General features: G+C 67.7%; 11 protein-coding genes. 6 read left to right on the forward strand and 5 right to left on the reverse strand.

What is annotated here, in order from left to right; translation table 11 throughout:
• Positions 1 to 90: 90 nt before the first annotated feature.
• A complete protein-coding gene (locus PI246_RS13625) occupies positions 91 to 1,008 on the forward strand; it encodes a M14 family metallopeptidase (RefSeq protein WP_320551853.1) in 918 nt (305 codons plus the stop codon).
• A 13-nt stretch (positions 1,009 to 1,021) separates the two neighbouring features.
• Here PI246_RS13625 and PI246_RS13630 read toward each other — a convergent pair whose 3' ends face one another.
• Positions 1,022 to 1,783, reverse strand: a complete 762-nt coding sequence (locus PI246_RS13630) for an alpha/beta hydrolase-fold protein (RefSeq protein WP_320551854.1) — start codon at positions 1,781 to 1,783, stop codon at positions 1,022 to 1,024.
• A 128-nt stretch (positions 1,784 to 1,911) separates the two neighbouring features.
• Positions 1,912 to 3,624, reverse strand: coding sequence for a M1 family metallopeptidase (locus PI246_RS13635; RefSeq protein ID WP_320551855.1), 1,713 nt, complete (start codon positions 3,622 to 3,624; stop codon positions 1,912 to 1,914).
• 445 nt (positions 3,625 to 4,069) lie between these two features.
• On the opposite strand from PI246_RS13635, the gene PI246_RS13640 reads away from it, so the two are divergent.
• The 4 genes from PI246_RS13640 (at position 4,070) to PI246_RS13655 (ending at position 10,304) form a co-directional block, all read left to right on the forward strand.
• Entirely contained in the window at positions 4,070 to 4,285 is a 216-nt protein-coding gene (locus PI246_RS13640) for a hypothetical protein (protein WP_320551856.1), read from the forward strand.
• Positions 4,286 to 4,615: 330 nt separating this feature from the next.
• On the forward strand, positions 4,616 to 5,731 hold the full coding sequence (locus tag PI246_RS13645) for an efflux RND transporter periplasmic adaptor subunit (protein WP_320551857.1): 1,116 nt from the start codon (positions 4,616 to 4,618) through the stop codon (positions 5,729 to 5,731).
• Positions 5,724 to 8,819, forward strand: a complete 3,096-nt coding sequence (locus tag PI246_RS13650) for an efflux RND transporter permease subunit (protein ID WP_320551858.1) — start codon at positions 5,724 to 5,726, stop codon at positions 8,817 to 8,819. The genes PI246_RS13645 and PI246_RS13650 overlap by 8 nt, the downstream gene beginning before the upstream one ends.
• A gap of 3 nt (positions 8,820 to 8,822) precedes the next feature.
• Complete coding sequence (locus PI246_RS13655) at positions 8,823 to 10,304, forward strand: efflux transporter outer membrane subunit (RefSeq protein WP_320551859.1); 1,482 nt, start codon at positions 8,823 to 8,825, stop codon at positions 10,302 to 10,304.
• Positions 10,305 to 10,392: 88 nt separating this feature from the next.
• Here the strand turns inward: PI246_RS13655 and PI246_RS13660 are convergent, their stop codons facing one another.
• Entirely contained in the window at positions 10,393 to 11,262 is an 870-nt protein-coding gene (locus PI246_RS13660) for an SDR family oxidoreductase (RefSeq protein WP_320551860.1), read from the reverse strand.
• A 197-nt stretch (positions 11,263 to 11,459) separates the two neighbouring features.
• Positions 11,460 to 12,314, reverse strand: coding sequence for a tetratricopeptide repeat protein (locus PI246_RS13665; RefSeq protein ID WP_320551861.1), 855 nt, complete (start codon positions 12,312 to 12,314; stop codon positions 11,460 to 11,462).
• 199 nt (positions 12,315 to 12,513) lie between these two features.
• Between PI246_RS13665 and PI246_RS13670 the strand changes: the two genes are divergently transcribed.
• Positions 12,514 to 13,719: a DUF2252 family protein gene (locus PI246_RS13670; RefSeq protein ID WP_320551862.1), complete on the forward strand. Its 1,206-nt coding sequence runs from the start codon at positions 12,514 to 12,516 to the stop codon at positions 13,717 to 13,719.
• 7 nt (positions 13,720 to 13,726) lie between these two features.
• On the opposite strand, the gene PI246_RS13675 is transcribed toward PI246_RS13670, so the two are convergent.
• Complete coding sequence (locus PI246_RS13675) at positions 13,727 to 14,887, reverse strand: glycosyltransferase family 9 protein (RefSeq protein ID WP_320551863.1); 1,161 nt, start codon at positions 14,885 to 14,887, stop codon at positions 13,727 to 13,729.
• Positions 14,888 to 15,063: the final 176 nt, after the last annotated feature.

The raw sequence follows: 15,063 nt of genomic DNA on the forward strand, positions 1-15,063 counted from the left end.
GCGAGGTGGCGCGCTTAGGCGCGGGCGGTTCACGATACTGAAGCCGACCGCCGCCATTACAATGGCGGCTTTCCCCTGCTGAGAGCGCCCATGGCACCCGCATCGTTCGAACGTGTCGGCACCCCCGGCCGGCCCTGGGATGCCGCGGATATCGCGACGTGGCGATCGAGGCAGCTGAAGCGGCGCGATTACGCGGTCGACGTGCTGACGCGGGTCGATGCCTTGCGCGAGCGGTTCGATGTCGAGGAATACGGCGCCGTCACCTATGACGGGGTGCGCTATCCCTTCATGGCGGTTCGCAGCCGCCACTGGCGCGACGACCGCCCCGTGATGGTGGTGACCGGCGGCGTGCATGGCTACGAAACCAGCGGTGTGCTCGGTGCGTTGCAGTTCCTTGAACGGTACGACGACGCCACCGGGCGCGTGAACCTGCTCGTCGTACCGTGCGTGAGTCCCTGGGCATACGAGCGCATCCACCGCTGGAACCCCGACGCGATCGACCCGAACCGTCATTTCCGCGCGGACAGCCCGGCCGCCGAGTCGGCGGCGCTCGTGCGCCTGCTCGCGCCGCTGGGCGATCGCGTGCGCATGCACATCGACCTTCACGAGACCACGGACTCCGACGAGACCGAATTCCGCCCCTCGCTGGCCGCGCGGGACGGCAAGCCGTACGAGCCCGGTGAGATACCCGACGGGTTCTATCTCGTCGACGACACGGAAAACCTGCAACCGGCATTCCAGCACGCGGTGATCGAGGCGGTGGCGCGCGTCACCCACATCGCTCCGGCCGACGCCAACGGCGAGATCATCGGGTCACCGGTGATCGCCCCGGGCGTGATCGCCTATCCGTTGAAGGCGCTCGGGTTATGCGCGGGCATCACCCCGGCGCGTTACACGACGACCACCGAGGTGTACCCGGATAGCCCGCGCACCACGCCTGAGGAGTGCAACGAGGCGCAGGTGGCGGCGATCCACGCCGCCATCGATCACGCGCTCGCACACGCGTAACGGATCCTTCTGGTCAGGGTGTCGCGGCGCCGTGCGGCGCCCTGGCGAAAACGCGAGCGGCCAGCGGTGTCCACGTCGTCCACTCGTGCACGCCCGGGCCGGTGACGATGTGCGATGCCGGCACGGCCGGCGCGAGCAAGGGCATGTTCGGCGCGAACTTGTCCTTGTCGCCATACGCCAGCCATACGCGCGAGTCGCCGCCTGGACGCGCCGACCAGGCTTTCACCCTTCGCCATAGCTGTGCCTGCCAGTTCTCCGGTCCTGGCATCGCGGCGGGCGGTGCCTGCCACCGGACCACGCCGCCCGCGGCGCGGATATCCTTCAGGATCGCTTCGTCACCGAGGTAAGGGGCCAGCAGCACCAGTCCGTCGACGTCGTCCGGCCATGCCGTGTCGTAGAGCAGGGCGCCCATGCCGCCCAGCGAGGCACCGGCGAGCCATACGTGGCGGTAACCCTCGCGTCGCGCCGTCGCGACGAGGTCGTGCAGCGCGGGCAGGGCGCGTCCATCCTTGTAGTAGCCGATCGTCAGCTCCACGAGTTCCACGTCCGCATCCGGCCATGCCCCATGCACCGCGTTACCGATACCGCCCGCTTCCAGCGAGGCGAGGTTGTCGGCGATACCCGGAAGGGCGATGACGAGCGTCGTCGCGTGCCGGTCGCCCGGCAGCGTCTTCGTGGCCGGCGGGCGCGAGGTGTCGCGCACGGGGTAGCAGGCGGCAAGCAGCGCCGCCGTGGCCAGCAGGGCGATCCAGCGACAGCACGGGAGGGTCTTCATCGGTTGGGGGCATCCACGTGGGAGGAAAACAGGTAGCCGTCGACACACGCTGGTCCCGTTTTCCGTCGGTCCGGGCGTGACGCCATGCCACGAGTATCCGGCCGCGATCCTCTAGTGGACGTGAGGCCTCATTTCGCCGTGCCACGCGCCTTGACGTACTCGCGATAGGCGTCGATTGCCGGATCCTGGCGCAGCAGTCGGGATTCCGGGTCGACCACGTACAGCGCCCCCTCGGGCAGCGTGACCTCACCGTGCCCGTCCGCCATGGGTAGCGTCACCACGCGATCGCCGACCTGCACGTCCACCGGAAGGGGGAAGGCACCGTTGCCGGGCACCGACCACGCCAGGCGCAGCGTTTGCCCGTCTCGGCTGACCTTCAGCTCGGGCAGCCGGGCCTGGTAGAGATAGACGTCGAAGAACCAACGCATATCCTTGCCGGTGACCCGATTCACGTCGTCGATGAAGTCGCCGGTCGTGGCATAGCGCGGGGCGAACTGGCCGGGCACCGGATGCTCGGTGCCGTAGACGAGCAGGCGCACGGCGCGGTAGAACGCATCGTCGCCGATGGTCTGGCGCAGGGTGTGCAGCATCAGCGCGCCCTTGTTGTAGATGTCCTGTCCCGGCCCGCCGCGATCGTCGTTATAAACGTCCTCCTCGCGGCGAGGCTTGCCGGAGACGATCGCGTTGCGGTTGCCGAGCAGGGTGCGCAGGTGCATCAACGTGGCGAAATACGCCTGCTTGCCGCCGAGCGCGCCCGCGTAGAGCGGCTGCATGTAGGTGGCGAAGGCTTCGTGCAACCACATGTCGTCCCAGTTGCGGTTGGTCATCTGGTTGCCGAACCACTCATGGGAGAGCTCGTGCTGCAGCAGGTCGTCGTAGCCGTAGGGGTTTTTCGCGTAGTGGTTGCCGTAGGCATTCACCGTCTGGTGTTCCATGCCCAGGAACGGCGTCTCGACCACGCCCATCTTTTCCGCGCCAAAGGGATAGGGCCCGATCGTGCCTTCAAGGTAGTCGAGCATCGGCGGAAACTCGGCGAACAGCGCGCGTGCTTTCGTTTCGTCGTCGACGTACCAGTAGTGCATCGGGTAGCTGTTGCCGAAACGGCTCCGGTAGGTCGCCGTGAGTTCGCGGTAAGGGCCGATGTTGAGCGACACGCCATAGGTGCTGACGTCGTGGGCGCGCCAGTGGTAGGTACGCAGGCCGTTCTTTTCGTCCATCCCCACGGCCACGCCGTTGCCCACCGCCACCAGCGGCGCGGGCACGGTCACGTGTTCGTCGACGCGTTCCGGCCGGCCGGTCGGGTAATCGATGCACGGCCAGAACAGGTCGCAGCCTTCGCCTTCAACCGCCGTCGCGATCCAGGGCTGGCCATCGGGTGTCCTGGACCACACCATGCCGCCGTCCCAGGGCGCATGCACCGCCGTGTGCGGCCGTCCGTGATAGACCACGCGCACGCGGGTCCGTGCGCCGGCACCGAGCGGATGCGGGAGGTCGATCACCAGGTGGCCGTCGTCGTTGCGATACGCCGAACGGGGTAGCGACGCACCGTCGACCTGGACGGCATCGATCGGCAGGTTCCTGTCCAGGTCGAGTACGACGCGCCGCAGCGGCGACGTGAGCCGGAAGGTCAGCGTGGCATCGCCGTCGAGGCGCCGCGCGACGGGATCGACGCGGAAGCCCAGATCGGCATGCTCGAACACGACCGCGAGCTGTTCGGGAACCCGCGGCGCACCGGAGTTAGCCGTGTAATCGGTAAGCGGGGGCGGTGCCGGCGGCGCCGACGGTGAACAGGCGGCAAGGCAGAGGGCGAGGCAGGCGCCTGGCAGTACGGTGTAGCGCATGATCGTGTGACCCCCGGACAGCGATGGATCCCGCCGCCATGCGAGCGGCGGGGCCAACGCACGACCATGGAACGTTCGGTGCGCCCGCGCATGTGCCGATGGTCAGGTCGACGGCGGGCATCGTAGACACGCTGGCGGGCTTAGGCGCAGGGCCGTCGCGCAGCGCATGAACTTTCGCTCGGCAAGGCATTGACTCTGCGGCAGTGCGTCAAGACAATGCCCCCGCCCGGGCGACGACGCCCGCGGCATTCCTGTCCGACTTCACCAAGGCATATGGACGTTCACCCTAGTCGCCACGTCGACATCCGCACGCATCGGATGACGACGTCGCATCACAACCTGATCGCCTCTGGCGACCGTCCACGGTCGGCCGGCGCTTTCCTCGACTAGGGAAGACCGGCCCATTCCCCGGCGGCCGTTCGAGGCCGTTACGAGGAGATGGGCCATGAAGCTCCTTCGCGATTTTATCCGCCTGCGCACCGCGGGGCGTTCCACGCTGCGCCGCCGCGCGGCGCACCGTCACGTCTGGACGGTGACCGTCCCGGCTCCGATCCAGACCCGGACCCCGACCGTGGCGCTCGACATGCACTGGCACCGTGAGAGCGGCCAGTCGCGTCCGGTCGCGCGTTGGCACGAACACATCGAAAAGCCGTCGCGCTGAAAGGCAACGGTCAGCTTCGGCTGGTATTTCGTTATCCGCGCGTGGCGCGGCACGGTCTCGGCCGATCCCTGCGGATCGCCGAACCCTTGAGGAGGACCGACACCTTGGACCCAGACCCAACCAGCGATCGCCCTTTCCATCCATCGACGACCATGCCGGCCGCCGTTTCCGCGCCGCCCTGACGGGCACCCGGACGCGGTGGACCGGGCTGGTCCACCGCGGACGGGAACCCATCGCCGCCAGGCCGGCGAGACGCTTTCCCTCCGTGCCCGATCCGTTCGTGGGTTCGCCCGCGACGGTGTTCCATAGCCAAGCACCAGGGAATTTTCCATGCTGTTCCGTTTTCGCCATGTCCTGGCGGCCCTGACCCTCCTGCCGCTGCTGGGCGGCTGCTCCCACGCCAGCCAGTCGCACGAAGCGGCACCGGCGTTCGTCGACGATCACGGCACGCTGCGCGTGCCGGCGTCTTCTCCCCTGCGAAGCCGCCTGAAAGTACAGGCCGTCGCCGCACGCGACCTGCCGCACGCCTTGTCGGCACCGGCCAGCGTCGAAGCCGATCCCACCCATACGCTCAACATCACCGCGCCGCTGACCGGGCGCATCCTCGAGCTAAAGGTGCGGCTCGGCGATCACGTCAAGCGCGGCCAGGTGCTCGCGGTGATCGCCTCGGGCGACTACGCGCAGGCGATGGCCGACCAACAAAAAGCGGTCGACGCGCTCGCCCTCGCCAGGACCGCCCTGGATCGCGCCGAAGGCGTGGAGCAGGCCGGTGGTTCCGCGCAAAAGGATCTGGAGGCCGCGCGCAGCGCCTTCGTGCAGGCGCGCGCCGAACGCGACCGCGCGCAGGCGAGGCTCGGTGCGATCGCTGGCGCGATCGTGCCGCATGGGGGCGACCGTCGCATGGACATCGTCTCGCCCACCGACGGCAGCGTCAGCGCGCTCAACGTCGCGGTCGGCGCATTCGCCAACGACCCCACCGCCGCACTGATGACGATCACCGACCTGGCCCACGTCTGGGTCACCGCGAACGTCGCCGAAGATGAGGCATCACGCATCGTGCCTGGCCTGCCGGCCGACATCGTGCTGCCCGGTCTGCCCGGGCGCCACGTGCACGGCACCGTGCAGTCGGTGAACGACGTGCTCGACGCCGACTCGCGCCGGGTGAAGGCACGCATCGCCGTGTCGAACGCCGACGACGCGCTCAAGGTCAACATGTTCGCCACGGCCACCTTCGCCGTGCCGGAGCCAAAAGCCGTGCTGGTGCCGCAGTCGGCGCTGCTGATGAACAACGACAGCGTGACCGTCTTCGTCGAGGTATCGCCGTGGGCGTTCCGCCGTCGCGTGGTGCAACTGGGCGCCGACGAAGGCGAGCAGTCGCGCATCGTGTCCGGCCTGAAGGCGGGCGACCGCGTCGTGGTCGCCGGCGGGGTGCTGATCAATGATTGAGAAGATCATCGCCTGGTGCCTGCACAAGCGCGGGCTGGTGTTCGGCGTGGCCCTGCTCGTCGCGGTCTACGGCCACTACGCGTGGACCCAACTGGCGGTGGAGGCCTATCCCGAACTCAGCGACGTGACGGTGCAGGTCACCACCCAGGTGCCCGGCCTCGCCGCCGAGGAAATCGAGCAGCAGATCACCACGCCGCTGGAGCGCGCGCTGGCCGGCACGCCCGGCCTGGCCTCGATGCGTTCGAGCAGTACGTTCGGCCTGTCGCTCATCACCCTGGTGTTTCGTGACGGCGCGGAGATCTACTGGTCGCGCCAACGCGTCACCGAACGCCTTGCCAATGTCACGCTGCCGCAGGGCGTGACGCCGGGACTCGATCCCGTTTCCGGACCCGCGGGCGAGATCTACCGCTACACGCTGGCATCGGACACGCGCAATCTCATGGAGCTGTCCGAGATCCAGCGCTGGAAGGTGATCCCGGCGCTGCAACAGGTGCCGGGCGTCGCGAACGTCGACAACTTCGGCGGTTTCACCAAGGAGTTCCAGCTCGAGGTCGACCCGCGCAAGCTGCTGCAGTTCAACGTCGGCATGAATGACGTGATCAACGCGCTCAGCGCCAATAACACCAATGCGGGCGGTGGACGCGTGTCCCGCGGCGATCAGTCGTACGTGATCCGTGGTGAGGGCCTCATGCGCTCGCTGAAGGACATGGGCGACATCGTGGTCACCCAGCACAACGGCGATCCGGTCCGGGTGGGCGACCTGGGCAAGCTGCAATACGGCCACCAGATCCGCGAAGGCATCCTCGGCAAGGACGGCAACCCCGACACCATCGAGGGCATCGTCGACCTGTTGCTCGGCGAAAATGCCTCGATGGTGCTCAAGGGCATCCACGCCAAGGTCGACGAGCTCAACCGCCAGCTCGCCCCTCAGGGCGTGCGCATCGTGCCGTACCTGGATCGCGACCAACTGGTGCAGGCCACCGTGAGCAAGGTCGGGCACACCGTGGTCGAAGGCGTGCTGCTGGTCTGCATCGTGCTGATCCTTTTCCTGGGTAGCCCCCGGGCGGCGCTCGTGGCCGCGGTGACGATCCCGTTCGCGCTGATCACCACGTTCATCGTCATGCACTTCACGAAGATGCCGGCGAACCTGTTTTCGCTGGGCGCGATCGACTTCGGCGTGATCGTGGACGGCGCGATCGTGGTCACCGAGGCGATCCTGCGCAAACGGGAAGCGCATCCGGACGCCTACCTGCACGAATCCGACGTGCTCGGCGCGGTGGGGCAGGTGGCCCGCCCCATCTTCTTCGCCACGTTGATCATCATCACCGCCTACGCGCCGTTGCTGGCCTTCGAGCGCGCGGAGGGCAAGCTGTTCTCGCCCATGGCCCATACGGTGGGCTACGCGCTGCTGGGCGCGCTGTTATGCGCCATCACGCTCGTGCCCGCGCTGGCCTGGATCGCGCTACGCAAGCCGCGGAAGATGTTCCACAACAAGCCGCTGGAGCGGCTCCAGGGTGGCTATCACCGCATGCTAGAGCGCCTGCTTGGCCGTCCCATGGTGACGTACGCCATCGCGGGCGCCGCGTTGATCGCGGTGATCGCCCTGGGCTCCACCATCGGCCGCGAGTTCCTTCCCGACCTCGACGAGGGCTCGCTGTGGGTGCAGGTGCAGTTGCCCAGCGGCCTGTCGATGGAGAAGGCCAGTGAAATGGCCAGCGAGTACCGCCATGTGGTCGGGCAGTTTCCCGAGGTGAGCTACGTGGTGACCCAGCTCGGCCGCAACGATACCGGCAGCGATCCGTGGACCCCGTCTCACATCGAGTCCGGGGTGGGCCTGAAGCCCTACGACCAGTGGCCGTCGGGCGAGACCAAGGCGGCGTTCGTCCGCCGGCTCAACGATCGGCTGCAGCGGATCCCCGGTATCAGCGTCGGCATCAGCCAGCCGATCATCGACGGCGAAAACGACATGGTGGGCGGTGCGCACAGCCCGTTGGTGCTGCGCGTCTACGGCGAAGACTTCAAGGAGCTGCGCCGTATCGGCGGCGAGATCGTCGACGTGCTCAAGGGGATTCCCGGGACCGCCGACGCGTCGATTTTCCAGGAGCCGCCGATTCCCCAGCTGACGGTCACGGTCGACCGCGACGCGGCCGCGCGCTATGGCATCAACGTGGCGGACATCAACACGCTGATCCAGACCGGCGTGGGCGGCGCCCCGATCACCCAGGCTTACGTCGCCGATCGCGTCTACAACGTGACCGCGCGCGTGCCTCACGGGGTGGCGGCCGATCCCGAAGCCCTAGGACAGCTCGTGCTCACCGCGCCCTCGGGCGCGCGCGTGCCGCTGGCGATGGTGACCCACATCGTGTTGCAGACGGGCGAGAGCACCATCTCGCACGAGGGCACCGAACGCCAGCTCACCGTGCGCATCGACAACCGCGATCGCGCGTTGTCCGATTACCTCGCCCAGGCGCAGGCCGAGATCGCCGCGAAGGTGACATTCGACCCGGCGAAATACCATCTCGAATGGGCCGGCCAGTTCGAGAACCAGCAACGCGCGCAGGCCCGGCTCGTGGTCGTGATGGGCCTGGTGCTGGCGGTGATGGCGGTGTTCCTTTTCGCCGAACTCGGCAACCTGCGCCAGGCACTGCTGGTGCTGGGCGTCGTACCGCTGGCCGCGCTCGGTGGCCTGGTGTCGCTGCACATCAAGGGCGAAACACTCAACATCGCCACCGCGGTCGGCTTCATCGCGTTGTTCGGCGTGGCCGTGCAAAACGGCATCATCATGGTCTCCAACGTCAACCGCCTGCGTCGCGAGGGACACGACGTGCGCGATGCGGTGTTGCTCGGCGCGGCGGAGCGTTTCCGTCCCGTGCTGATGACCGCCACGGTGGCGAGCATCGGCATGTTGCCGGCGGCCATGGCCACCGGCATCGGCACCGACGTGCAACGTGGCCTGGCCACGGTGGTGGTCGGCGGCCTGGTGATCGCGACGCTGTTGACGCTATTCATTCTTCCCGCGCTGTACGACGTGCTCGAGCGTTTCGTCGAACGCCGTCGCCGGCCCGTCGCGCCGATCAAGGAGAGCTGAGCCATGGGTATCGCAAACCATCGTCGTCGGGGCGTACGTTGCCTCGTCGCGGGCATCGCCTTGGTGCTGGGCGGCTGTGCCGTCGGGCCCGACTACCATCGTCCGGCGGCACCCGAGGCCAAGGCGTTCACGCCCGACGCGACAACGGCGGATACCGCCGGCACCTCGCAGCATTTCGTTTCCGCCATGGACCTGCCCGGGCAGTGGTGGACGCTGTTCCGTTCGCCGTCGCTCAATGCGTTGCTCGACGACGCGCTCGCGCACAACGCCGATGTCGACGCGGCCAACGCGGCGCTTCAGGTGGCGTGGGAAAACGTCTATGCCCAGCGCGGCGCGTACTTTCCCTCGCTTACGGCCGGCGTGACCCCGACCCGCCAGGACGTCGCGAACGACGTCGCCAGCTCGGCCGCGTCGGGGCGTAGCCTCTACAGCCTGACCACGGCACAGGTCAGCATCGCTTACTCGCCCGACCTGTGGGGCGGTAACCGCCGCCAGGTGGAGTCGCTGGTGGCGCAGGCCGAGGCGCAGCGGTTCCAGACCGAGGCGACCTATCTCACCTTGACCAGCAACCTGGTCAACGCGGCGATCGGCGAAGCGTCGTTACGCGCCCAGCTCGACGCCACGCAGCGCATCATCGCGATGCAGGGCCAGGTGCTGGACACGGTCAGAAAGCAGTACGCGCTCGGCGACGTGGCGGACGCCGCCGTGGCCGCGCAGGTCGCGACGCTCGAACAGAGTCGCGCGGCGCTGCCGCCGTTGCGTAAGCAGTTGCTCCAGCAACGCGACCTGCTCGCCGCCCTGGCCGGGCGCACGCCGGATCAGCCGCTGGACGCCACGTTTAACCTCGACGACCTCCACCTGCCGGAAACGCTTCCGCTCAGCCTGCCGGCCCAGTTGCTCGACCAGCGGCCCGACGTGCGCGCGGCAGAGGAGGCGCTGCATGCGGCGAGCGCGCAGGTCGGCGTGGCGATCGCCAACCGGTTGCCGAACATCCAGATCGACGCGAGCTTCGGCAGTGCGTCGGAAAAGGCCAGTCGCCTGTTCACCGGCAACACCGGATTCTGGAACCTGGCCGGAAGCGTGACCGAACCGCTCTTCGACGGCGGCGCGCTGAAGCACAAGCAGCGTGCCGCGGAGGCGGCCTATCGCCAGGCGGCAGCGCAATACCGTGGCACGGTGATCGTCGCCATGCAGAACGTCGCGGACACCCTCCATGCGATCCAGGCCGACGCCGACGCGCTGGTCGCGGCGGAGCGCGCGGAGGAGGCGGCGTCGCGTAGCCTCGCCATCGCCAGGCGCCAGTTGGCCCTCGGCGACCTTCCCCAGACGGCGGTGCTTACGGCGGAACTGACATGGCAACAGGCCAGCCTCACCCGCATCCAGGCCTCCGCCGCGCGCTACGCCGATACGGTGGCATTGTTCCAAGCGCTGGGGGGCGGCTGGTGGCATCGGGAGGATGTACCGGCGCAGCTATCGTCCCGGTGAGCGGTTGACGTGGGGGCCCTCGCACCGGCGCAGGCCGGTACGTACGGCCCCGGTTCCCGGTTTTCGCGCAGACCTCCCGTCAACGCACTCACCTCGCTGCAGCGATATCCGCCGCCACGTCCCGATAGCGATGCAACGGACGCCCCAGCAGCCGCGTCAGGCGCTCCACGTCGCCGGCCTCGGGAATCATCCCGTCGCTGACATAACGCTCCGCCATCAAACGCATCTCATAGGCCATCCACGGTGGCATGAACGTCGCCATGTTCTGCTCGAACGCCGACGGATCGTCGCCGCCGTAGACCACCGGACGCCCCAGCACCTCGGACCAGATCGCCGCGACCTCCGGCCCCGTGAGCGTCTCCGGACCGACCAGGTTGATCCGCTCGACCGGCAGGCGGGCAGGGGCATCGTGGCGGCGGATCAGTTCGCGTGCCGCGACGTCGGCGATGTCCCGCGCGTCGACCATCGCAAGCCCCTTCTGTCCGATCGGCATCGGGTAAACGCCATGGCCCAGGATCACGTCCTTGACCATGTGTTCGTTGTCGATGAAGTACGACGGGCGCAGGATCGTCGCCCCGAACCCCATCTGTTCCAGCATCCGCTCCGCGCCGGACTTCACGGCGAAGTGGGGCACGTTGACGAAGCGGTCCGCGTGCAGCACCGACAGGTACACCACCCGGTCCACGCCGGCTTCCCGTGCCACGTTGAGGGTCACGATCGCCTGGGTGAACTCGTCGCCTGTCACCGCGTTGAGCAAGAACAACGTACTCACGCCCTCGAATGCCTGGCGCAGGGCAGGGACATCGAGCAGATCGCCCTGGACCACCTCCACGCCGTCAGGGAAGCGGGCTTTCGAGGCATCGCGGGTCAGTACGCGCACGGGGGCGCCGCGCTGCACGAGTTGGTCGACGACGTGGCGGCCGACGCGGCCGGTGGCACCGGTCACAAGAATAGTCATGGCAAGCACTCCAGTGGTGGGAAGACACTGGCTATGCTATCGACTCATATGTGGCGCGATAGACCGATAATATAGACGACACGTCCCGAATATGAGACGCCTGAGGCGAACTGCTCGGGCGAACCCTCAGGCTCTCCCCAACGAAAGAAGCCATGCGCCCGTACCGGCCGCATGGCTTCTTTCGTCATGACCGCTTCTTACCAGCTGTTGTCGTCGTCCGACGAGCCGCTATCGCCAGAGGCGCTGTCGTCCCACGAACTGTCGTTGTTGCCCATGTCGATCGGCTCATCGCGAAGATCGTCATACGCCTGGCCGGTCGGATCGCTCGGCATGCTGGGGGCATCGAACGCGTCGTTTGAACGCATGCCGCCGGATTCACCATGCGAGCGGAACGCCTCGTCGAGCAACACGCCCGCGGCGACGCCACCCAGACCCGCCGCGACGGCCGAGCCGACGCCCGAGCGCGGAGGCTGCGGTGCGGCGTAGGGGCCGCTTCCGTAGCCGCCGTTGCCGTAACCACCATACGGCGGCGGTACGTTGTTCACGGGCGGCACCGGCGGATACGCATTGGCCTGCGGCGCGCTGCGACGACGAACGAGCACGATGATGCCGATCACGATCGCCAGGACGACCACGACGCCGACGATGTGAGAGGAATGACCGCCCTCGGCGGGAGCACGGGGAGCGTCAGCGTCCCCCGCCGATGCCAAAGGGCGGCGCGCCCCCTGTACCGGACCGAGCGCGGCATCGAGCTTGTGCTGGAAGGCCTGGAACTTCGCCGGGTCGGTGAAATGCGTACCGGGATCCAGCGACGCAGCCTTGTTGGCCTCGGTTTTCGCTTCGCCGATGTTGCCTTCGTGCGCGAGGACTTCGGCGAGCACGTAGTGCGCCTTCGCGCTGGAGGGGTGTTCGGTGACGGCCTGCCGCAGCATGACTTCGGCACCGGAGAAATCGCCGCGGTCGATGAGCGCCTGCACGTCCTTCGGAGAGTCGGCCGCGGCGGCCGCGAAGGACAGGCAAAGCAACGCGAGACAAACGATCAGCTTCTTCATGGAGGCTCTTTGGTATCGGCGACGTCGCCGCGCACAGCCTACCGCTGCATCATTTTCCGTGGGCTTTCTTCGCGCCATGGCGATTCAGGCACGGCTTAACCAATGATCGCGCGCGGCGCTGATGCGCGGATTTCACCGAGGGCTCGCCACGATTCGTCGGTTTATCCCATCAACGATCCGAATCGCAGGAACTTACGACATGGCCAGTGACACGACGGTGGCGCCGGGCGACCGCGAAGGACGGCTTACCGCCTTGCGCAACCTCAAGATGGCGCGCTCGGCGCATGCCTACGTTCGCGGCAATACGCTGCAGTTCTACGAATGGTTGAACGACGGCGGCCGCACGCTTCCGCTCGGCCCGGACCTGTGGATCTGCGGCGATTGCCACGTGAGCAACATCGGCCCCGTCGCGGATCGCGACGGCGGCATCGATATCCAGATCCGCGACCTCGACCAGGCCGTCGTAGGTAACCCCGCGCACGACATCGTCCGCCTGGGCGTATCCCTCGCCACCGCCGCGCGCGGCAACGACCTGCCCGGGGTCATCACCGCGCGGATGGTGGAGCAGCTGATCGATGGCTACGAACGCGCCATGGGTGGCGGACGCAAGGCGTACCGCGTGGTCGACCGTCCCGATGCCATCCGGCTGGTGATGAAAGCCGCGCTCAAGCGGCGGTGGAAGCACCTGGCCCGCGAGCGCATGAAGGGGCTCACGCCGCATATCCCCGAAGGGAAGCGCTACTGGCCGATCACGCCCGACGAGCAGGCCGACCTGCAGGCCCTCGTGGACACCGACGCGATGCGACACCTGGTGACCCAGCTCGTCTACCGCTCGGACGCCGCGCGCCTCGAACTGCTCGACGCGAAATACTGGGTCAAAGGCTGCAGCTCGCTGGGCAACCTGCGCTACGCGTTGCTGTTGCGGGTCGTCACCAAGAACGAGGATGACGAGATCTGCCTGGTCGACGTCAAGGAAGCCCTCAAGGCGGCCGCGCCTCGCAGCCCGCACGGCGAGATGCCACGCAACAACGCCGAGCGGGTCAAGCAGGGCGCGTTGCATCTTGCACCCAACCTGGGCGACCGGATGATGACAGGCCGGGTGCGCGGACGCTCCGTGTTCGTGCGCGAACTCCGCCCGCAGGATCTCAAGATCGATCTCGACCAGCTCGACGAGGTCGAAGCGATGCGCGTCGCCCGTTATCTCGGCAATGTGGTGGGACGCGCGCACGCCACCCAGCTGGACTGGCCCACCCGCAAGGCCTGGCTCGCCGACCTGCAGCGCAATCGCCCGAAGACGATCGACGCACCGTCGTGGCTATGGAACAGCGTCGTCGCCCTCGTGCAGGCGCACGAAGGCGGTTACCTGGAGCACTGCCGCCGTTACGCCATCACGCAGGCGCGTTAACCCCAGGCTATCGCCTGGCCTGGGACAGGATCCGACCGTAAGCGTGCGCCGCCTCCGCCGACGTCGGAACGGGGCGTTCGGTAGCGGCTCGCCCGCGCTCGCGGGCGATCATGGCGGCGACGTCCTCGGGCGTATGCTTTCCACCGTCGATCACCTGCCCGTTGTCGCCGAAGGGCCCCCATTCGTCCCGATCCGTGGTCACGAACACGCCGAAGGTGGGCGTGCCGGTGGACCAGGCCAGGTGCATGGGACCGCAGTCGGCGCTCACGAACGCATCCAGGTGACGGGCGCAGGCGGCGAAGCGGCGCAGGTTGCAGCTGTACAAGGCGGGGAAGCGGTCGTCCAGGATCGACGCGCCGTGCATGGGGATGAACTCGACGATGTCGTGGCCGGGCAGCAAGGCCTGAAGGCGATCGAGCATCGCAAACCACCAAGCCTGTTCGAGTCGTTTGGCGCCCGTGGCGTTGGCGAACACGCCGATGACAGGGCGCGCCGCGACACCCTCATCGGGTCGACCCAACACGCGTTGCAGACGGCCATATCCCATCGCCGATTCCTCGGCGTCCAGCCGGATATCGGCTCGCGGGTACGCGTGGTCGATCCGCCGTCCCGTCGCCGCCCGCAGCAGGAACACGGGCACCTGGCCGACATGTCTTGCGGCTGTGCCTACCTCGACACCGTGGGTGACGTCACCGTGCTTTTCCGCACTCACGTAGCCCAGCTTTCGGGTGGCGCACGCCATGCGTAACAGGAGTCGTCCTGTCTTGGACTGAGGATCGGGATCGATGGCCAGGTCGTACGTCACCGCGCGCATCTGGCGAAGCACACGTAGCGTCCAGGGCAGGTGCGGCGGAAACCGCGACGGCAGGCGAAGTATCCGCCGCACCGACGGCCAGCTGCCGTACAGCGCTTCGCCCAGCGGACTCTGTGTGACGATGTCGACTTCCGCACCGGGATAGATGCGTTCGAGTTCGGCCAGCAGGGGCGTAAGCAGCAACGTATTGCCGAGGCTGTGGCTGGTGCGGCAGACCAGGATGCGATGGACGCCCAGGACAGGCAGGCGTTCGCCGCGAGCCATGACGGGGGGACTGAGCCGATGGAGCAGGGATCGCATCCAGCGTCGTCGGACGCCGTGGATGCCGGTCGGTGCGGTATATCGCTTGCCCATGGGTCATCACCTCTGTGGACGGACCAAGCGTTCGTGTGCGGCACGGGCGCTCGCGGACACGGTAATCGGCACGAATGACAGCTTCGCGACCCAAGGGCACGCGCCACCGGGCCCCCGGTCGGGTTAGCCTTGGGCGCGCGGACATCGTGGCGGGCCGCGACCCTGACAGGGAGGCC

It is taken from the genome of Luteibacter sahnii, assembly GCF_034063545.1.
GTDB lineage: Bacteria > Pseudomonadota > Gammaproteobacteria > Xanthomonadales > Rhodanobacteraceae > Luteibacter > Luteibacter sahnii.